General features: G+C 39.3%; 21 protein-coding genes. All 21 read right to left on the bottom strand.

All coding sequences use genetic code 11. The annotated features are described in order from the left end of the window. Positions 1-26: 26 nt before the first annotated feature. The 21 genes from lgt to NY10_RS10495 all read right to left on the bottom strand — a co-directional run bounded on the left by lgt (position 27) and on the right by NY10_RS10495 (position 21296). Positions 27-881, bottom strand: coding sequence for a prolipoprotein diacylglyceryl transferase (lgt, locus tag NY10_RS10595; RefSeq protein WP_058919919.1), 855 nt, complete (start codon positions 879-881; stop codon positions 27-29). Positions 882-900: 19 nt separating this feature from the next. After that, positions 901-1836 (bottom strand): HPr(Ser) kinase/phosphatase, encoded by a 936-nt coding sequence (gene hprK, locus NY10_RS10590; protein ID WP_058919918.1) that lies wholly within the window; start codon positions 1834-1836, stop codon positions 901-903. Positions 1837-2101: 265 nt separating this feature from the next. Beyond that, positions 2102-2458, bottom strand: coding sequence for a phage holin family protein (locus NY10_RS10585; protein WP_058919917.1), 357 nt, complete (start codon positions 2456-2458; stop codon positions 2102-2104). Next, positions 2458-2751, bottom strand: a complete 294-nt coding sequence (locus NY10_RS10580; protein ID WP_058919916.1) for a PspC domain-containing protein — start codon at positions 2749-2751, stop codon at positions 2458-2460. The genes NY10_RS10585 and NY10_RS10580 overlap by 1 nt, the downstream gene beginning before the upstream one ends. 81 nt (positions 2752-2832) lie before the next feature. Next, positions 2833-4386, bottom strand: coding sequence for a daptomycin-sensing surface protein LiaX (liaX, locus tag NY10_RS10575; RefSeq protein ID WP_058919915.1), 1554 nt, complete (start codon positions 4384-4386; stop codon positions 2833-2835). Positions 4387-4675: 289 nt separating this feature from the next. Further along, positions 4676-7528 carry an excinuclease ABC subunit UvrA gene (uvrA, locus tag NY10_RS10570; protein WP_058919914.1) on the bottom strand — a complete coding sequence of 951 codons (2853 nt, stop codon included), beginning with the start codon at positions 7526-7528 and terminating at the stop codon, positions 4676-4678. A gap of 163 nt (positions 7529-7691) precedes the next feature. Further along, the gene (locus tag NY10_RS10565) at positions 7692-8324 is read right to left on the bottom strand and encodes an HD domain-containing protein (protein WP_058919913.1); all 633 of its coding nucleotides are present in this window, start codon (positions 8322-8324) and stop codon (positions 7692-7694) included. A 71-nt stretch (positions 8325-8395) separates the two neighbouring features. Further along, a complete protein-coding gene (locus NY10_RS10560) occupies positions 8396-8773 on the bottom strand; it encodes an ArsR/SmtB family transcription factor (protein WP_082664238.1) in 378 nt (125 codons plus the stop codon). Between the two features lie 153 nt (positions 8774-8926). After that, on the bottom strand, positions 8927-9613 hold the full coding sequence (gene phoU / locus NY10_RS10555) for a phosphate signaling complex protein PhoU (protein ID WP_058919912.1): 687 nt from the start codon (positions 9611-9613) through the stop codon (positions 8927-8929). A gap of 46 nt (positions 9614-9659) precedes the next feature. Beyond that, on the bottom strand, positions 9660-10424 hold the full coding sequence (gene pstB, locus NY10_RS10550) for a phosphate ABC transporter ATP-binding protein PstB (RefSeq protein WP_058919911.1): 765 nt from the start codon (positions 10422-10424) through the stop codon (positions 9660-9662). Between the two features lie 11 nt (positions 10425-10435). Then, the gene (gene pstB / locus NY10_RS10545) at positions 10436-11203 is read right to left on the bottom strand and encodes a phosphate ABC transporter ATP-binding protein PstB (protein ID WP_231726804.1); all 768 of its coding nucleotides are present in this window, start codon (positions 11201-11203) and stop codon (positions 10436-10438) included. Between the two features lie 77 nt (positions 11204-11280). After that, positions 11281-12165: a phosphate ABC transporter permease PstA gene (pstA, locus tag NY10_RS10540; RefSeq protein WP_058919909.1), complete on the bottom strand. Its 885-nt coding sequence runs from the start codon at positions 12163-12165 to the stop codon at positions 11281-11283. A gap of 1 nt (position 12166) precedes the next feature. After that, complete coding sequence (gene pstC / locus NY10_RS10535) at positions 12167-13087, bottom strand: phosphate ABC transporter permease subunit PstC (protein ID WP_058919908.1); 921 nt, start codon at positions 13085-13087, stop codon at positions 12167-12169. 105 nt (positions 13088-13192) lie between these two features. After that, entirely contained in the window at positions 13193-14065 is an 873-nt protein-coding gene (locus tag NY10_RS10530) for a phosphate ABC transporter substrate-binding protein PstS family protein (protein ID WP_058919907.1), read from the bottom strand. A gap of 326 nt (positions 14066-14391) precedes the next feature. Continuing rightward, positions 14392-15060, bottom strand: a complete 669-nt coding sequence (gene phoU, locus NY10_RS10525; RefSeq protein WP_058919906.1) for a phosphate signaling complex protein PhoU — start codon at positions 15058-15060, stop codon at positions 14392-14394. A 36-nt stretch (positions 15061-15096) separates the two neighbouring features. Further along, the gene (gene pstB, locus NY10_RS10520; protein WP_058919905.1) at positions 15097-15849 is read right to left on the bottom strand and encodes a phosphate ABC transporter ATP-binding protein PstB; all 753 of its coding nucleotides are present in this window, start codon (positions 15847-15849) and stop codon (positions 15097-15099) included. Further along, complete coding sequence (gene pstA, locus NY10_RS10515) at positions 15849-16664, bottom strand: phosphate ABC transporter permease PstA (RefSeq protein WP_058919904.1); 816 nt, start codon at positions 16662-16664, stop codon at positions 15849-15851. The genes pstB (NY10_RS10520) and pstA (NY10_RS10515) overlap by 1 nt, the downstream gene beginning before the upstream one ends. Further along, complete coding sequence (pstC, locus tag NY10_RS10510; RefSeq protein WP_058919903.1) at positions 16661-17524, bottom strand: phosphate ABC transporter permease subunit PstC; 864 nt, start codon at positions 17522-17524, stop codon at positions 16661-16663. Before pstC (NY10_RS10510) ends, pstA (NY10_RS10515) begins: the two co-directional genes overlap by 4 nt. Positions 17525-17688: 164 nt before the next feature. After that, positions 17689-18597 carry a substrate-binding domain-containing protein gene (locus NY10_RS10505; protein ID WP_058919902.1) on the bottom strand — a complete coding sequence of 303 codons (909 nt, stop codon included), beginning with the start codon at positions 18595-18597 and terminating at the stop codon, positions 17689-17691. A gap of 210 nt (positions 18598-18807) precedes the next feature. Then, entirely contained in the window at positions 18808-20583 is a 1776-nt protein-coding gene (pnpS, locus tag NY10_RS10500; protein ID WP_058919901.1) for a two-component system histidine kinase PnpS, read from the bottom strand. After that, the gene (locus NY10_RS10495; protein ID WP_058919900.1) at positions 20580-21296 is read right to left on the bottom strand and encodes a response regulator transcription factor; all 717 of its coding nucleotides are present in this window, start codon (positions 21294-21296) and stop codon (positions 20580-20582) included. The genes pnpS and NY10_RS10495 overlap by 4 nt, the downstream gene beginning before the upstream one ends. Positions 21297-21310 lie beyond the last annotated feature (14 nt).

Here is a 21310-nt window from a genome sequence, read left to right as displayed (position 1 = left end):
TAAAACTCCTTGCTGTTTTTTCAACTCTATTTTTCAGTTAGTTTTTCTTTTTCAATTGGTTCCATGCCCTCTAAGTAATAAGGCTTCGGTGGGTAATCTTGGCGCCGGATAAACCAGACAACGATTCCTCCAATAAATAAAATGACCGACAAGGCTTGTGACACACGCAGCCAATCTAACAACCATAAGCTATCGGTTCTTAATCCTTCGATAAAGAAGCGTCCCAACGAATACCATAAAACATACGTCAACGCTACCTCTCCGCGTCGCAACAAGTGTTTGCGTTGTCTCAAAACGAGGATAACAAAAAAACCTAAGAGACTCCATAGCGATTCATATAAGAAGGTTGGATGGTAATAGACACCGCTGATGTTCATTTGATTGATGATAAATTCAGGTAAATGAAGCTTTTCTAAAAAGCTAAGAGAAACTTCTCCGCCATGAGCTTCTTGGTTGATGAAGTTGCCCCAGCGGCCAATGGCTTGTGCTAACAACACATTTGGCGCTAAAATGTCCAACAACAACCAAATGGGAATACCTTTTTTCTTAGCAAACCAATAAACGGTCAATCCGCCGGCAATCAAACCGCCATAGATAGCAATCCCGCCATTCCAAATCGCTAAGATTTGATCAGGATTTTGCAGGTAATACCCCAGTTCGAATAAGACGTAATAAAGCCGGGCGCCTATAAAAGCAATCGGCAAAGCCCATAATGCTATATCAATAATACTGTCGCCTTCAAGTCCGCGCTTTTCCGCTTCTCGCATGCTTAAAAAAATGGCCACAAAAATAGCAGAAGCAATAATCACCCCATACCAATGAACTTCAAGCGGTCCTAATGAAAATGCAATCGGGTTGATTGCACTGAATAAAAAGTTCATTTTCTAATCTCCATTTCTATTAAACTTGTTCAGAATTATTTTTGATCAATTTTTCAAGATTTTTTTCGAATGTTTCGGTTGCATTATACCCCATTTTTTTCGCTCTGTAGTTCATAGCTGCGGCTTCAATGATCACTGCTAAATTACGCCCTGTTTTTACGGGGATCGAAACTAATGGAACGTCAACATTAAAGATTCGTCTCTTGCCGTCGCCGCTGCCCAAACGATCAAATTTAGTATTTTTATCCCATAATTCTAAATTGACAATTAAATTAACGGTCTTGCTCAAACGAATGGAGCCTACTCCAAATAAGTTTACAACATCAATAATTCCGATGCCGCGTATTTCAAGTAAATGCCGCAATATTTCCGGCGGTTCTCCTACGATTCGATTTTCATCCAGCATATGCAATTCTACCCGATCATCAGCTACTAAACGGTGACCTCTTTGAATCAATTCGAGTGCTGTTTCACTTTTCCCGACACCGCTGTCGCCTGTGATCATAACGCCCATTCCATAAATATCGATCAAAACCCCATGAACGGACATGCGTTCAGCTAAGCGTTCTTCTAGAAAATTTGTCACATTACTGGCTAAACGAGTCGTTGAATGTGATGAAGACAGCAATGGAATTTCTTTTTCCACAGTAGCTTGAATCAACTCATCTGGCAACGTTAAATTACGTGAAACTAAAAACGCAGGAGTATTCGGTTGGCACATCCGCCGAAAGACCATCAATCGTTCATCGCTTGACATGCGTTCGGAAAATGAAATTTCCGTTCTTCCAAATAATTGGATTCGTTCTTGCGGGTAATAATTAAAGTAACCCGTCAATTCTAACCCTGGTCTTGAAAGATCATTGGTTACGATCGAACGTCCTAAGAATTCCTCTCCATTATGTACTTTTAAATCAAGAGCATCCACTAATTCCTTTACGGTTACACTATTAGTCATCTTCTATTCTCCTCTGCATTCAACGAATTGGTTGTGCTTTTATTTCTTTGAATACCTTCTTTTCAGCTTTCTAAGTTCATTGCTTATGCTCTCCAGTTTACCATTTTAGGTGGCATGAATAAAGGATATCGCTGCAATTCCAATTAAAAAAAGAAAATACCTCTGTTTCTGGCTGAATGCCTTTTCAGAAGTACGTTTTATCTATCCTAATAAAAAAAGGCGCGGCTTTATACCCACGCCTTACTGCTCTTTAATTGTTGCTTGCCTATCTTCGATTGTCTGACGTAATGCGACTGCTGATCAGTGTATTAGCCAGCGACATTAAAATGGCTACCCAAATCGCTGTTCCAAATGTTCTGAACTGGAAACCTGAACCAACGATCGCTGCCGTCAAACTTAACATTCCCGCATTGATAATGATGCTAAACAATCCTAACGTAAGGATCGTTATCGGCAAGGACAGTAAAACTAAGATAGGCTTTACTGCCATATTCAGTAATGCCAGTACTAAACTAGCACCTAAAGCAATCCAAATGTTCTCCACATAAAAGGAGTTTTGGAAAAAGCCTGATAACGCTAGAAATAATAGAGCATTAACGATAACTCCTTGCCACAGTTTCATTAAAAGTCACTCCAATCATCATCGGTCACTTTTTCGGCTTCTTTAACTTTTTCAGCTTCTTTACGGGGTCTTTTGTTTGGTGTATGGAAATCTTTAAATTTTCCTGATCCCGGTGCTTCCGGAATGACTATCGCTAAAAGGATATACAAAATAATCGGCGAACCAAACCCGAAAAAGATAGCAATCGCGTAAAGGATACGCAAAATACTTGGATCAAAGCCAAAATATTCAGCTATTCCTGCTAAGACACCGCTGACCATTTTATTTTCTCTTGATTTTGTTAATTTTTTCATCTCTTTTCACCTCTTTATATTGGTATTAGTTTACTGAGAAATGCGGCTTACGTCAACATTTCTCCATCACTTTTTGCTTTTTTATTCAGTATCTTTCAATAAGATATTTCCGGTTGTTGTACTAACGATCAAGGTAACCGGTGCACTTTCTAAATAACGTCTGAATTCAGACAATTGGTTTGTGCGGTCTTTCTTTTCTTTCACGATTTCGATATTTTCCATCCGGTTTTGAATCGTGCCTAAATTGCTTTTGGCATTTCCTTCTACACTCAACTCTTTTGGCAATGAAACTTTTACAGTACCGTTGACTGATGTAGCCTCTAAGCGTTTCAATTCTTCTCCCGAAATCGTTACTTTTACAGTGCCGTTAACCGTTGATAAATTCGCTCCTTGGATATCGCCTCGTGTGACGATTCCGCCATTGATGCTGTTGACCACAAGATCACGGATTTTGCTATCGATAACTGTAACCGTACCATTTACACCTTCTGTTTCCAGCATCGTTGCCGTTACTTTCTCAAAAAACATATTGCCATTCGTGCATTTGACATAAATGTCTTTGCCTTCGAACGCTTCGAACTTCACATTTCCATTCAATAACTTAATAGCCGAATGATCATACATTCTTTCAGGAAGATAGAAAACAACATCGCAACGAATGCGTTTGTTCGGCACATGGAACAAGACTTTTTCTTCTGAAACTTCTACTGTACTGCGTTTTAAGAAAGCTTCAAATGGGCTGTCAGAATCGATTTTGCCATAAATCTTGATATCTGTTTCAATTTTAATGTCTTCGCTGTCCCAGTTTTTAAAAAGAACGTCGCCATTGGCCACTTTGACATCAAGAATCGTCGCTGTGCTAGCCGGGTAATTGAATTCGTGTGTCAGTTTTGTAGCAGCTAGACCTGGTACACGAATGTTCACATCTTTCCAATCCATATTGTCCATCACTGTTGAAAAAGTATTTTTCATTAATTTGCCAAATTGGTTCCCGACTTCGGACATCTTCCCGCCTACTTGATTAAGCGTTTCGTTAGCGGCATCTTTCCAATCGTCTGGAATTTCAAATTTATCTGTGATTTGTTTCTTTTGAGTTCCCCATTGTTTTTGTCTAACGGTGCGCAGCTTTTCATTTAACGCTGCTTTGTCTTCTTTAAGATCGTTCAATTGTGCTTCAAGTTCTTCGATTTCTTGGCTTAATTTTTTTAATTCCGGTTCTTTTTCTGAATCCAATTCATCTAAATCTTCCATTGTTTCCAGCACCATCAGTTTTTCTTCTGCTCGCTTCAATTGAAGGTCAAGGTCGGTAATCTCTGCGTTTTTCACATCTAATTGAGCAGAATAACGAGAGGCTTCATTAGCCAGTTCTTCCAAAATAGCTTCTAAACGAATACGGTCTTTTTCTTGTTCCGCTTCATATTGTTCTTCACCTGCTTGAAAATCTTCTTCCGCTTCAGGCGCTTCAGGTTCAATCACAGGTTCTTTTGGCGGAATCGGTTTTTGAACATTTGACTGATCTTTTTTGACAGCTTCTTTACCTTCTTTTTTGGCAATGTTTTCAAGCAAGGTCAATGCTTCTTCAGTCGAAATGATTCCTTGTTTAACTAAATCTAGGATTCTTTCTCTTTCTTTCATGGTGATATTCCTCCTTATGATATTCCATCTGCTAGCAATTTTTTAAGTGACATATTCGATAGGGTTTCTTTGTTCTGTCTCTATTATGCTTGACTAGGGACTTTTTGTCATAGGACTTTAGAACGATTTTCGTATCCTTACTTAGTCTGAACCTTGTGATTCCCGGCTTCTAGCTTTATTTTACCATGAATTCGAAAACTATAGCTATTAAAAGCTTATCCAAAAAAAGGAGCTGAGTTTGATGCTTTCTCAGCTCCTTCACCTATTCTAATATACGTTTCACTTAATTTTAATTCGTTAGAGCTTTCCCACGTTCGGTATCTCGTTTAAGAATCTCTTTTAAATAGCGACCTGTATAACTTTTTTTAGTCTTCGCCACTTTTTCTGGAGTTCCGGTCACTAAAACAGTACCGCCGCCAGCTCCGCCTTCGGGGCCTAAGTCAATAACGTAATCAGCTGTTTTGATCACATCTAAATTGTGTTCGATCACCAAAACCGTGTTTCCAGCTTCGACCAATCGATTTAATACTTCTAATAATCGAGCAATGTCTTCTGTATGCAGACCTGTTGTCGGTTCATCTAAGATATAGAAGTTTTTTCCATCTGACCGTTTGTGCAATTCACTTGCCAGTTTCATCCGTTGTGCTTCTCCACCTGACAATGTAGTTGCTGGCTGTCCTAAAGTAACATACCCTAGACCCACATCAATAATCGTCTGCATTTTCCGGTGAATTTTTGGAATGTGTTCGAAAAAGGAAACAGCTTCTTCGACGGTCATATTCAAAACATCCGAAATATTTTTACCTTTGTAGCGTACTTCCAACGTTTCAGAGTTGTAACGGGTGCCATGACAAATTTCGCATGGAACATAAACATCAGGTAAAAAGTGCATTTCTATTTTTAGTATACCGTCACCTCTACAAGCTTCACACCGACCGCCTTTGACGTTGAAACTAAAACGGCCTTTTTTGTACCCTCTGATTTTTGCTTCATTGGTCGAAGCGAATAAATCACGGATATCATCAAAAACACTGGTGTAAGTGGCCGGGTTGCTTCGTGGAGTCCGACCAATTGGGCTTTGATCAATATCAATGATTTTTTCTAAACCTTCATGCCCAGTCATTTTTTTGAATTTACCTGGTTTTTGTTTTGAACGGTTTAATTCTCTAGATAAAGCTTTTTTCAAAATACCGTTTACTAACGTACTTTTACCCGATCCAGAAACGCCGGTAACAGCTACGAAACGTCCTAATGGAAAATCAACAGAAATATTTTTTAAGTTATTTTCTGCTGCTCCTGTAATACGGATAGCTCCTTTGTCTTCATCTCGACGGGTTTTTGGCACAGGGATAAACTTTTTGCCAGATAAATAGGCGCCTGTTAAGGATTTAGGATTCTGTGAAACCTCTTTAGGAGTGCCATAAGCAACGATTTCTCCGCCTTTTTCACCAGCTCCAGGTCCAATATCAATCAAATAGTCGGCTGCTAACATCGTGTCTTCATCGTGCTCGACAACGATCAGTGTATTGCCTAAATCACGCATTTTTTTCAATGAATCAATCAAACGATTGTTGTCTCGTTGGTGCAATCCAATTGAGGGTTCATCCAAAATATACAAAACACCTGACAAATTAGAACCAATTTGTGTGGCTAACCGAATCCGCTGCGCTTCTCCGCCAGATAATGTCCCAGCTGTCCGGCTTAAGGTCAGATAATTAAGCCCAACGTTGCTCAGAAAATTCAATCGGTCGTCAACCTCTTTTAAAATCGGCTTAGCAATCATACTTTCATGTTCAGTTAACGTCAGCTCGCTAAAGAATCCAATAGCTTCTTCAATCGGATACTCACTGATGTCCCCAATATCTTTGCCGGCTACTTTAACCGATAACGCTTGGCGATTCAGCCGTTTTCCTCCGCATGTTTGACAAGTCAACTCGGTCATATAGAGACGCATTTGGTCTCTGGTGTAGTCACTGTTGGTATCTTTGTACCGTCTTGAAATATTATGGAGCACGCCTTCGAAAGGCAAATCTACGTCTCTTATGCCTCCAAAATCATTTTTATAATGAAAATGAAACAACTCTCCGTTCGAACCTTTTAAGACAAAGTTTTGTTCTTTTTCCGTTAATTCTTCAAAAGGGGTATCCATATCAATGTTAAAGCTTTTACAGGCTTGTTCCAACAGTTGCGGGTAGTAATTGGAACTGATCGGTTTCCAAGGTGCAATGGCCCCTTCTCTTAATGTCATCGATTTTTCAGGTATGACTAAATCGGTATCGACTTCCAATTTGACCCCTAAACCGTCACAATCGTTACAAGCACCAAACGGAGCATTGAAAGAAAACAATCGCGGTTCTAATTCGCCGACTGTGAACCCACAGTATGGACAAGCGTAATGCTCGCTGAACAAAACCTCTTCTTTTCCCATAATATCGGCAATGGCGTAACCTTCTGCCAATCGCAAAGCTGCTTCAAAAGAATCAAATAACCGCGAGCGGATACCGTCTTTGACTACGATTCGGTCAATGATAATATCGATATCGTGTTTCTTATTTTTTTCCAGTACGATATCATCTGAAATATCGTACATTTCTTTATTGACACGCAAGCGAACGTAACCTTCGCTTTTGATCTTATCAAAAACTTTTTTATGCTGCCCCTTTTTTCCAACGACAATAGGAGCCAATATTTGTACCCGTGTTCCTTCTGGATACTCCAATACACGATCTACCATTTGTTCGACAGATTGACTAGTGATTTCAGTCCCGTCATTTGGACAAATCGGGTGTCCTACACGGGCATACAACAACCGTAAGTAGTCATTGATTTCGGTCACTGTTCCAACGGTAGAACGAGGATTTTTACTGGTTGTTTTTTGATCAATAGAAATCGCCGGACTTAACCCGTCAATGCTATCAACGTCTGGTTTATCCATCTGCCCAAGAAATTGACGGGCATAGGCTGATAAACTTTCAACATACCGTCTTTGGCCTTCAGCATATAACGTATCAAAAGCTAACGAGCTTTTACCCGAACCCGACAAACCGGTCAAAACTACTAATTGGTCTCTGGGAATCGTTACATCTACATTTTTCAGATTATGCGAGCGGGCTCCATGAATCACTATTTTATCATTTCGCATGTGTTTTCTCCTTTTATGGTAAACTTTGATTTTTCAACTTTTGTTTTATTAGTTCTAGTTTAACGCAAAACACAAAAAATAGGATAACGAAGTGCATCCTATTTTCCTTCTAGTTATTTTATTATAACACATTTCTTTTGTTTAGCGAACGTTTGTTCCTGTTTTAATCTGCTAAAATTCGTTGCGATATGTTTTGCAATTGAGCCTGATTAGTAAAATTGCCGCTTAATAAGTCCGGCAAAATTTCGTTTAAAAAGTACTGAACACTATTTAAGTGCTTAAATTGTAAAATGGTTTTTAACGATTCTTCATAGATTTCTGTAAAAATACTTTCAGGGTTTCCTTTTTGAATTTCTCCAAAAGACTCGTAAAGCAAATCAACTTTATCCGCAACCGATAAAATTTGGCCTTCAAGCGTACTATCTTTGCCTTCTTTCAACCGTTCTGAATACACCGCTTGGAACTCTTTAGGAATCTCATTTCGAATAAAGTTTTCGGTCATCGACTCTTCGACATCTGCCAACATCTCTCTTAATTGAGGAGTTGCGTATTTAACCGGTGTTTTGATATCCCCAATAAACAATTCTGAATAATCATGATTGAGGGCTTTTTCATAAAGCGAACGCCAATTGACCTCTTTTCCCCGTTGTTCTTCTACGGTTCCTAGAAATTGAGCAATTTTAGTCACTTTAAAAGAATGTGCGGCAACTGAATGTTCTTCATACTTGAATTTCCCTGGACACCGAAAAATGCTCTCCAAGTCACTCAAGCTTTTAATGTACTGATGCATCCCCATATCTCCTCATCCTTTCGCAGCTAAATTTTTATAATCCTAACATAGAACTTATTTAAATGCAAAAAACATCTTTATGGCTTTGCATACGCGGTCTTCTTTGTTTTTTCTTTTACAGTGGGTGTCTCAGTGTTTGTTTCATTTTTTTCTTCTTCAGTATGAACCAATCCTTGATTTAGAATGCTGTAAACATGGTCGTCCATTTGACTGTACAAGCGGCTTTTACCTGCGCTGCGTGATTTAACCAAACGAGCAGTTTTCAGAATTTTTAGTTGGTGAGAAACAGCAGATTGCTCCATTTCCATTAATTTTGCGATTGTTCCGACATTCAATTCCTGATTTTCTAATAGATATAAAATAGCAATGCGTGTCGGATCACTGATTACTTTAAATAATTTGCTCACTTTTTGAATCGTTTTATCATCCAATAACGGTGTTTTGTCTTGATCCATCGCGATCTCCCTTTTCTATACATGTGTATCCACTCATGTGTTTATCCTACCATAGAACTGCTGTAAAGTAATGATTTTAGTCTGCTGCAGATAGGAAAAAGAATGCCAATCAAACAGCTGCTTGATTGGCATTCTTTCATAAATTCGTTTAAATCAACTATTTAAAAAGTGATCATTTTTATTATGCGTGTTTAATTCCGTTACTTTACCTGTGTTTAAATAAATGATCCATTCACAGATATTAGTAACGTAATCGCCGATTCGTTCAATATAACCAGCAACCAGCATGTAATCCGTCGCACCTAAAATAATATCAGGGTCAGATTTCATTTGTTTGATACAAGCTTTATAGATTTTTTTGAAGTCATTGTCGACTGCTACATCGCTTAACGCGACATCTTTAGCTTTATCAGCATCCGAGACTACATATGCATCTAATACTCCTTGAACCATTACTTTAACTTTTTCAGACATTTCTGCGATTTGAGCTTCAATAGCGTAATCGCGTTTATTGCCTTTAACACGAATCGTTGATTTGGCGATGCTGACAGCATGGTCGCCCATTCGCTCTAAGTCAGCACTTGCTTTCATGATCGTTACGATTTTACGCAAGTCCGTTGTGACCGGCTGTTGTAAAGCAATCATTTCAAAGCACCTTTTCTCTAAATCTACTTCATGTTTATTGATGATGATATCTCCATCAATAACTTCTTGGGCCAATCCTTTATCATGGTTGACAAAAGCTTTGACCGATTTATATACTGCTTCGTTTACGATTTTCCCCATTTGAAAAAAATGGTTGTGTAAATCATTTAATTCTTCTTCGAATACACGTCTCATTTGCTACCACTCCTATTTAACCATCTTTCCTCTATTATCCTATGAATTACCCGAAACGTCCAGAAATATAATCTTCTGTTTCTTTTTTACGTGGATTCGTAAAAATTTGTCTTGTTTCGCCAAACTCAATTAACTTTCCATTTAAGAAAAAAGCGGTGTTATCAGAAATCCGAGAAGCTTGCTGCATATTATGCGTAACCATGATCATTGTATAATCTTCTTTTAAATCCATCAACATGCGTTCGATTTTCCCGCTTGAGACAGGATCCAGTGCACTTGTTGGTTCGTCCAAGAGAATCACTGCAGGTTCGATTGCCAAAACACGAGCAATACATACCCGTTGTTGTTGTCCACCTGAAAGCGACAAGGCATTTTTATGCAGCTTATCTTTGACATCTTCCCAGACAGCTGCTTTTTTCAGGCTTATTTCAACGATTTCTTCAATTTTCTTTTTGTCTTTCATACCGGCAATTCTTAAGCCGTAAGCTACGTTTTCAAAAACCGAAAACGGAAAGGGATTCGGTTGTTGAAACACCATTCCGACTTTTTTTCTCAATTCAACTGTGTCCATTTTCGGGCTGTAGATGTCTTGATTTTCAAAAGTGATATTCCCCGTAATCGTTACATCAGGAATCAAATCGTTCATCCGGTTCAATGTTCTTAAATACGTCGATTTCCCACAACCGCTCGGACCAATCAAAGCTGTGATTTCTTTTGGTTTAAAGTCCAAGGAAACTCCTTTTAAAGCTTCGTTTTTCCCATAATACAAATGAACATCTTTGGATTCAATAATGTATTTTTCCTTACTCACGTTGTTTCCCCCTAACCAAAGTGACCTGAGACATAGTCTTCAGTTGACTGTATTTTCGGACGTGTAAAGACTTTTCTGGTTTCATCGTATTCAATAACATTTCCCATATAAAAGTAAGCTGTATAATCGCTGATCCGCGATGCTTGCTGCATATTATGTGTCACAATAATGATCGAATAGTCTTCACGCAACTGCAGCAATGTTTCTTCTACTTGACTGGTTGAAATCGGATCAAGTGCACTTGCTGGTTCGTCTAACAATAAAATATCTGGTTTTAAGGCAATTGCACGGGCAATACACAATCGTTGTTGTTGTCCGCCAGATAAAGCTAATGCACTTTTGTGTAGATCATCTTTGACCTGTTCCCATAGCGCCGCTTGTTTTAAGCTCGTTTCAACGGCTTCATCCAATGTTGCTTTGTCTTTGATTCCATGGCGTTTTAAAGCAAAACTGATATTGTCGTAAATAGATTTGCTGAAAGGATTCGGACGTTGGAACACCATACCGATGTTTTTACGCATTTCGTAGACATCAACATCAGACGCATTGATGTCCTCGCCTTTATAAATGATCTCGCCGGTTACTTTAGCTATTTGAATTTCATCATTCATACGGTTCAGCGAACGTAAATACGTCGATTTTCCACAGCCGCTCGGACCAATCAATGATGTGATTTTATTTTCTTCGAATTCTAAGGATACCCCTTTGATGGCTTCATTTTGTCCATACCAAACATGTAAATCTTTCGTAGACAGGTCGATGTGCTTATCAGCACTCATTTTTAGTATATTTGTTTCAAGGTTTGCTTGTTCCGGCATTTTTTCTTCCTCCTTGAGTGGCTTGATCATTCGTTTTTTTAACCCGAAGTAGCTTTTTTGTGTAGTTTCTTGCCTAAGAAACGAGCACCAAAGTTAAACAACAAGACAGCAATAATCAGCACCGCTGAAGCTCCGGCCGATACTTGTGCCCCATCAGGCATGACACCTTCACTGTTGATTTTCCAAATATGCACGGCTAATGTTTCGGCCGGACGCATAATATTTAAAGGGCTCGAAATAGACATTGGGTTCCAATTTGTAAAATCTAATGCCGGCGCACTTTGTCCAGCTGTATAAATCAAAGCAGCAGCTTCACCAAAAATACGCCCTGCAGCTAAGATCATCCCGGTCAGAATCCCCGGTAAAGCTGCTGGTAAAATGATCCGAGTCACTGTTTCCCAACGCGACAACCCTAGCGCCAAGCCTGCTTCTCTTTGAGTTGCAGGAATAGCGGTTAACGAATCTTCAATGGTTCTCGTTAGCAGCGGCAAGTTAAACAATGTCAAAGCCATTGCTCCTGAAAGAATCGAGAATCCTAAGCCCCATTGTAATACAAAAATCAAGAAACCAAAAAGCCCTACCACAACTGACGGCAATGAACTTAAGACTTCAATGGCTGTTCGGACTAAATCTGTCAGCCAGTTTTTCTTGGCATACTCAGATAAATAAATAGCTGCACCTAACGAAATAGGTGTGCTGATCACCATCGTTAAAATCAATAAGTAGAATGAATTATACAACTGAATCGCAATTCCGCCACCCGTTTGAAACGACTTCGATGGTGTTGTTAAAAACTCCCAAGAGATTTGAGGAATTCCGCGCCATAAAATAAAAGCTAACAAACTGAATAAGATCAAGACAATGATTCCAGCAATGGCATACAATACGCCAATCGCTATTTTATCTGCTTTTTTTGCATTCATTTTACTTCATAGCCCCTTTCTTCCCAATCCAACGGGTTAAAATATTAAAGAATAATGCCATCAGCAATAAGATTAGAGCCAATGACCAAAGAACGTTGTTTTCAAGTGTCCCCATAACCGTATTCCCCATATTCATGGTCAAAATACTGGTCAATGTTGAAGCTGGAGTGATTAAGTTGGTTGGCATTAGCGCAGCATTTCCGATAACCATTTGCACTGCCAAAGCTTCGCCAAAAGCACGAGCCATTCCAAACACAACTGCTGTTAATAATCCCGGTGTAGCGCTTCTTAGAACGACTTTATAGATGGTCTGCCATCTAGTGGCCCCCATTGCTAAAGAAGCTTCTCGGTAATGGCGCGGAACAGCATTTAACGTGTCTACTGCCATACTTGTTACCGTTGGTAAAATCATAACAAATAAGACTACCGCAGCAGATAATACTCCAAAACCACTGCCGCCAAAAATTCCCCGTATAAACGGAACAATAACCGTTAAGCCGATGAATCCATAAACGACAGAAGGAATTCCAACTAATAATTCAATAACGGGCTGCAAAATGCGTTTTCCGACAGTCGGCGAAATCTCTGTCATAAAAATAGCGGCTCCAATGGCAAATGGCGTCGCAACAAGAGCTGATAACAACGTTACAATAAACGAACCAGCAATCATCGGCAATGCTCCTGCCAATGGTTGACCGTCTTCTCCGACGTTTCCTGGGTTCCAGACAGAACCGGTTAGAAAGCTGCTTAACGAAACGCCGTCTTTAGTAAAAGTAGAAATCCCTTTACTTGCTACAAAATATAAAATAGACACTACTACAAAAACAATAAATGCAATACAGATAAAACTGACTGCTTTACCGATTTTTTCAAGTCTTCCTTTGCCCGAGTGACCTACTAGTTTTCCTTGAATGTCCTCCAAAAGAAACCCTCCTCTTCTTCTTCTGCTGTTAACTTCTGAATGAAAGACGTCAAACCTTAATGATTGGACGTCTTTGCCATCTTTTTTCTATTATCTATTTGTATTTTATTCAGGTTGTGCCACATCAGTTGTATTTCCAGCAGCATCACGTTCGACTTGCATTGTATTGGTCGGAATATAGCCAAGCGCTTCAATTAAAGTTCCTTGAATATCATCTGATAATATATACTCTAGAAAGTCTTTTGTTAAACCTGTTGGCTCACCGTTTGTATACATGTGTTCATAAGACCAAATAATCCAGTCGTTTGTTTTAACATTTTCGTCAGTCGGTTCAATCCCATTAATAGACAGTGATTCAACTGAATCGTCAATGTAAGAAAAAGCTACATAACTGATAGTCCCCGGTGTACTGGCTACAATTTGGCGCACCGTTCCGCTTGATTCTTGTTCTTGTGTAATCATACTTTTTTTGCCTTCCGATAATACCCATCGGTCAAAAGTTGTCCGTGTTCCGCTCCCAGAAGAACGGTTTAATACCGTGATCGGCAAGTCTTTTCCACCTAATTCTTTCCAATTCGTGATTTCACCAGTAAATATTTTTTCTAAATCTTCTAATTGAATATCGGTTACTCCAACACCTGGAGTGACAATAGGCGCGATTCCAACGACCGCTACTCGATGGTCCACTAATTTAGAAGCATCTATACCTTCTTTTTCTTCTGCAAAAATATCTGAATTGCCAATTTCTACAGCATCAGCAGCAATTTGACCTAAACCCGTTCCGCTACCGCCGCCTTGTACATTAATAAACTTCCCTAAATTTTCAGCACCATATTGTTCCCCAGCAGCTTCAACAAGCGGCTGCAATGCTGATGATCCTACAGCTGTAATGGATTCTTCTCCTACAACCGGCCCACAAGCCGTTAAAACGACGCCCAAAGTCAAAACTACCATAGTATAAAAACTTTTTAGTTTCATTGTTTACCTCCTAAGTGTTTACACAAATCGCATACTGCCTTATCATAACTTACTATTGTAAAGGTTCATCAGTGTAATTGTAAATTTTATGTAAATGAACATTACTTTTTTGTTTTATCTTATCGTTTTTGTCTTCAAAGAGCAAAGAAAAAGATTGAAATCATTGCATTTCTCTAGGCAAATAATCGTTTTTTTCGCTCGATTGGGTATCAGAATTAATTTTCATAAAAATGAGAGTCCCCTTATTTTTCATTGCTCTTTCTCATCTTTTGTACAGAAAAAAAGACTAGCTGGTTTGTTGCAGCAAACCAGCTAGTCAAAGATAATTAAATACTATGGTGCGGATTCAATTCTGTAATGGTTCCAGTTTCAAGATAAACGATCCATTCGCAAATATTGGTCACATAATCGCCGATTCGCTCTAAATATCCCGAAACTAAAAGATAATCTGTACCGCCTAGAACTAATTCCGGGTCGGCTTTCATTTCTTCAATACATTGTTGGTGAATTACTTCGGCCAGCGCATCGACAGCTGTATCACTAGCTGCAATTTTCCGTGCTTCCTCTACATCTTGTTTAAGATAGGCTTCTAATACGGTTCTCACCATCTCTTTTACCTTACCAGAAAGTTCGCCGATTTCTGCTTCGATTTGAAGGACGCGTTTCGTTCCTTTGACACGAATAGTCGATTTAGCAATACTAACAGCATGGTCTCCCATTCGTTCTAAATCAGCGCAAGCTTTCATGACAGTTACAATTCTACGCAAATCGCTGGTCACGGGTTGTTGTAAAGCAATCAATTCAAAACATTTCTTCTCTAAGGATAACTCGAGTTCATTAATATGATGATCCTGATCGATAACTTCCTGTGCCAATTCTTTGTCATGGTTGATAAAGGCTTTAACGGATTTGTAAATCGCTTCATTGACCATCATCCCCATTTCCGAAAAATGAAGATGCAGTTTAGTTAATTCTTCTTCAAATAATTGTCTCATATTATCAACTCCTCTTTACTAAAAATAAAATGATTCTTACCCAAAACGTCCTGAAATATAATCTTCTGTTTCTTTTTGTATTGGCTGAGTAAAGATTTTTCTTGTCTCACCCATTTCAACAATCCGTCCATTTAAAAAGAAAGCTGTTTTGTCTGATATTCGTGAAGCTTGTTGCATATTGTGCGTTACCATAACAAGAGTATAATCTTTTTTCAGCACAGTTACCAGTTCTTCAATTTTTGCTGTGGAAATCGGATCCAATGCACTCGTCGGTTCATCCATCAGCAAAACTTCTGGTTCAACCGCTAATGCACGAGCAATACAGATTCGTTGCTGTTGTCCGCCAGATAAAGATAACGCGCTTTTTTTCAAATCATTTTTTACTTCATCCCAGATAGCCGCTTCCCGCAAACTCTTTTCAACTAATGCATCTAACGTTTGTTTATTTTTGATGCCATGGGTTCTTGGCCCATAAGCGACATTATCGTAAATGCTCATCGGAAAAGGATTGGGTTGCTGAAAGACCATCCCCACTCGTTTGCGCAGCAAATTAGGATCCGTCTCTTTGGCATAAATGTCTTGACCATCCATTTTTATTTCACCCGTGATCGTACAGCCTTCAATTAAATCGTTCATCCGATTTAGACTTTTGATCAAGGTGGATTTCCCACATCCTGAAGGGCCTATAAAAGCTGTGATCTCGTTTTTTGCAATCGTTAAATCGATATTATGGAGAGCTTGAAAATCGCCATAAAAGAGGTCCATGTTTTTTATCATCAATTTATCCATTATTTTTTCTCCTTTGTCAGCAAATTGCTAAGGTACGTTGACAGTCCGTTAATAATCAGAACAACTACCAGCAGCACGACCCCAGTAGCGTAAGATTCATTGACATGCTGTCCTTCGCTAGACAACACATACATATGAAGAGCCAACGTTCTTCCGGAAGCAAACAAGCCATCCGGTAAATTGGTTGAAGTTCCCATAGTGTACATCAAAGCCGCCGTTTCCCCGACTACTCGCCCACTGGCTAAAATGATGCCTGATAAAATCCCCGGCATTGCAACTGGCAATACGACTCTAAAAATAGTTCTTAATTTTCCCGCCCCTAAACCAAAACTCGCTTGTCTTAATGAATCGTTAACAGCGAGCAAAGCTTCTTCAGTTGAGCGAATAATCAGCGGCAAGACCATCATGACCGCCGTTAAGACACCGGCTAAAAGCGAATATTGAAAATTCAAAAATGTGACAAAAAAGAGCATTCCAAACAATCCGTAAACAATAGATGGAATAGCCGCTAATGTATCTGTTGCAATCCGAATCAGCCCGACTGCTTTATTGTTCTTTTTAGCGTACTCGACCAAATAAAAACCCGTAAATACTCCAAGCGGGGTAGCTATCAGCAAGGTTAATCCAACAACCATAAAGGTCGTCAGCAATGCCGGCAGCAAAGAAACGTTGGTTGTTGTATAGTTCCAAGAAAAAAGAGCCGGAGTCAAATGCGGCAAACCGTTGTATAAAATAAAACCTATAATAAAAAACAAAGAGCCGAAAGTAATGAAAGCAGCAAGATAAATAAAGGTCCGTATTAGTTTACTACTCATCTGATGGCCTCTTTTCTTTTGATCAACATAAAGATCCCATTGATCAATAAAATAAACCCAAACAGCATCATAGCTGTTGCAATCAGTGCTTCGCGGTGCTGACCGCTAGCGTAAGCCATTTCCAGAACGATATTGGTTGTCATCGTCCGAACTCCTTGAGTCAATGAATCTGGGATTCGCGGTTGATTTCCAGCTACTAAGACGACGGCCATCGTTTCGCCGATTGCTCGCCCGATTCCTAAGACGACAGAAGAAAGAATCCCTGATTTCGCTGCTGGCAAGATAACACGCATCACTGAACGTTCATGCGTTGCTCCTAAAGCAAGGCTGCCGCTGTAATAGCTTTCTGGAACGGACCGAATTGCCGCTTCCGACATTCCGATAATTGTCGGCAAAATCATGATTCCTAACAACAGCATAACCGTCAACATGTTCATTCCAGTCCCGCCAACAAATTGGCGCATCAACGGCACGATTAGCTGCAAGGCAAAAAATCCATATACAATAGAGGGAATTGCAGCCATTAAATTGACCGCTGGTTTTAAAACCTTATAGAGTTTAGGCGGGCAAAATCGTGCCATAAATACCGCTGTCAACACCCCAATCGGAACACCTATCACTACTGCTCCTAACGTAACGGAAACTGAGCCAAAGATCATTGGAAGAATCCCGTAAGCTGCTGGAGTATTAGAGGGGGTCCAATTTTTTCCTAATAAAAAATTGCCAAAGCCATATTCCATAACGAAAGGCAAGCCGCCTGCAACGATAAAGACACAGATTAAGACGATGGCCAATACAGACGTTAAAGCTGAAACAAGAAAAACCCCTTGCATAAAGCCTTCTATTTTTTTTGTTTTCATTTCGTTCACCTTCTTATTTTTCAGCAGGACCGCTTCAGTTTAAGGTTTGATTTGATCCGCTTTTTTGCTGTTGCCGTTTATTTCCTTGAACAGAACAAAAACAGACCCGTATGTTCTGATCTGTTTTTTAGTTCTTTTTGTTTGTTTTTTATATCATAAATGGTTTATTTAGTCAGTTCTTCCCACGTAGTCAACTCACCTGTAAAGATTTGTTTGACTTGATCCATCGTTAATTCATCAATCGTATTGTTTTCGTTGACGATAACTGCGATGCCATCCATTGCGAGAACTCCTGCTGTTAAATCAGCTTGCTCTTCTTCTTTCAGTTCGCGGGAAGCCATTCCAATATCAGCTGTTCCATCTACCGCTGCAGTGATCCCAGCAGAAGAACCATTAGAAGTAATGTCGATCGTAACTTCTGGGTTTAATGTTTGGTACTCTTCAGCTAGCATTTCCATGACTGGTGTAACCGATGTTGAACCGACAACGCTGACTTTTCCTGATAGATCTGTTGGAGCAGTATACTCAGAAGCGTCTTCAGTTGCTGTTACATAGCCTTCAGACTCAACAATTTCTTGTCCTTGTTGACTGAACATGAAGTCCCAAAAATCTTGAGCTGCTTCACCTAAGTTATCTTTATAAACTACATTGAAAGGACGTGCGATCGCATATGAACCGTCTGCAATCGTCTCAGCTGTTGCTTCGACTCCTTCGATATTAACAGCCTTGACAGTATCATTTAATGAACCTAATGAAATATAACCAATCGCTGTTTCATCGCCAGATACAGAAGTCATTACACCATCTGTACTATTTTGTATCGTCGCTTCCATATAAGTACCGTCTACTTCGTTGCCTTCAGCATCTTCTTCTAATATTGTCGTGATTTCTGTGAATGCCCCTCGTGTTCCAGAACCATCTTCACGAGAAATAACATGAATGTCTTGTGCAGCATCGAATCCCCCTTCAGCCGAGCCCGTATCCGTTGCATTCGAAGTCGAATTTCCACAGGCCGCTAACGTTAAGCCTAATCCTAAAGTTATCCCAAATTTCATTGCTTTTTTTAAATTCATTGTTTTCCCCATCCTTTTTTATAACGTTGGACTTGTTTTCCTTGTCCACATCTCTTATCTTAAAGGTCGTCTGTTAATTTCTGACCGGCTTTGTGTATTGTTTATGTAGTCGATTGTAAAGAAACTGAAAAATTGTAAACAAACGAAAAAAAGGCAGAGAACAAGCAAACTATCCGCTTGTTCTCTGCCTTTGCTCTTTATACTTAATGGTTAAAAATGACGGATCGGAAAAGTTAATGTAAAGGTTGTTCCTAATCCTGCTTTGCTTTGGACCGCGATGGTGCCGTTAAAGTTTTCAACCAAGTATTTCACGATCGATAAACCCAATCCCGTACCGCCTGAATTACGGCTTCTAGCTTTATCTACACGATAAAAACGTTCAAATATGCGGTTCAATTCGTCTTCTGGAATGCCCATTCCATTGTCGCTGATTGAAATGATCGCATGTTCTTCCTTCTTCTTGAGCGTCACTACTATGTTGCCGCCAGCTTGCGTATAAATGACAGCATTATCAATTAAATTGGCTAATATTTGTTTCAACCGGCCGCTATCGGCTTCAATGTTAACCTCTTCTTCCTCAATAAACTCCATTGTGATTTGTTTTTGTTCCGCTTTTTGTTTAACAAGTTTAAAAGTGGATAAGACAGCGTCTTTAACTCTAACTTCTTCATAAGCAATCGGAACTTGTTTCTGTTCTAATTTAGATAGTTCTAAAATATCGTTCACCAGCAAGTCTAAGCGGCTGCTTTCCGCTAACATGATTTCTAAAAATTGTTTTAAAACGTCTTTATCCTCCATTGCGCCATCAAGCAGCGTTTCGGAAAAACCTTTCAATGCTGTTACTGGAGTTTTCAATTCATGAGAAGCATTGGTCACAAAATCCGTTCTAACTTTTTCTAGCCGCCGAATCTCAGTGATGTCGTACAGCAAGACGATCAAATTCATGTCGCCTTTATTTTTTCCAGCTATTGGAACAATATTTGCATCAACAATTCGTTCCGCCGGGTAATAAAAGTAAATCTCTTTATTTTGCATTTCTTTTTTACGATACGTTTTTTCAATTAGATGACTAAGGCCATAACTTTTCGTTACATCGGCATAAGATTGTCCCAATAATTCGTTGCTGTCCATTCCCAAAATCCGACACATCACTGGGTTGACTCTTTGAATGTTGCGCTGTTCATCTAATAACATAACGCCAATGACTAAATGATTGATTAATTCATTGAGCCGTTCTTCATTTTGATCGATTTCTTGCATTTGTTCTTGCAAGCTTTCTGCTAAACCATTGATCGTAGCCCCTAACTTGGCTACTTCACCATAACCTTTGCCGCTGTAGCGGGAGCTGTATTGCTTATCAGATAAGTTTTTCGCTACATCCATCACTTCTTCGATCGGGTTTGCGATTCGTTTGGTTATCAAAAAGGTAATACCGGTTGCCAATACTAAGGCCAACACACTAAAAGTGAGGATAGAATTTCGGATTTGGCTGTTCAACTGTTTCATTTCTGCCAATGGCTTCGCTAAACGAAACACTCCGATTGCTTCTCCTGCTTGATCTAGAACAGGTCGTGCTACATAAAATAACGTCTCATTTGTACTATTGCTTTTTCTTAAATCCGTTCCTTGAGGCTTTCCAGTTAAGACTGCTTGGACCTCTTCGCGGTTGCGATGATTTTCTAACGCTGGGCTTTGTTTCGCTGAATCGTAAACAACTGTACCATCGAGAGCAATTAAAGTGACCCGATGTTTTGTATGTTGCTTCAAAACAGATGCCTCTTGTTTTAAATTCAAAAAATCTGACGGATCTTTGGCCACACCATCCAAACTGCTTCCAGCCATAATCGCTTGTTCGACCAAGCCTTCTTCCTGACTTTCAACCGCATAGTCTTGCAGCAGCTGAGTAGAAAAAAATCCGATACAAATGCTAAAGATAACAAATACCGTCATGAGAATTGAAATAATTCGAAATTGCAATTTTTTCATGCTTTAGGAACCTCAAATTTATATCCAAAACCTCTAACCGTTCGGATATAAACCGGTTTTTTAGTATCTTTTTCAATTTTTTCTCTTAAGTGGCTAATATGAACATCTACGATTCGCGTTTCACCTGTATAATCAAAATTCCAAATAGCATTCAGCAACTGTTCTCGGCTTAAAATCCGATTGATTCTTTTAGCCATATATAAAAGCAGCTCAAATTCTTTAGGTGTTACATCAATTTGTTCTCCCCGTACCAAGACTTTATATTGGCTAGGAAAAATTTGGATTTCTCCTACTTCAATTTTGGGAGCCTCTTCGCTTTCACTAGATGTTTCAGCTTTCTGCTGCTGCTTAGTAACTCGTCGCATAATGGCTTTCATTCTAGCTAATACTTCACGCGGGCTGAAGGGTTTGGTCATATAATCGTCTGCACCTAATTCTAAGCCGATAATTTTATCAAGTTCATCATCTTTTGCAGTTAAAATCATAATCGGTGTATCTATTTTTTCTTGACGTAATTTTTTACAGATTTCAATTCCGTCCATTGTAGGCAACATTAAATCCAATATAATAAAATCGTATCGATTAGCTATTGCTAGCGAATATCCCGCTAATCCATCCAACGCTGTTTGTACTTGATAGCCTTCTTTTTCTAAATTAAAGGCCAGTAACGTCAAAATCGACTGCTCATCATCGACAATCAAGACTTTTTTCATTTTCTTCCCCCATT

It is taken from the genome of Carnobacterium sp. CP1 (assembly GCF_001483965.1).
Classification (GTDB): domain Bacteria; phylum Bacillota; class Bacilli; order Lactobacillales; family Carnobacteriaceae; genus Carnobacterium_A; species Carnobacterium_A antarcticum.
The sequence above is the reverse complement of the archived record's forward strand: the minus strand, read 5'-3'. Positions and strand labels throughout refer to the sequence as shown.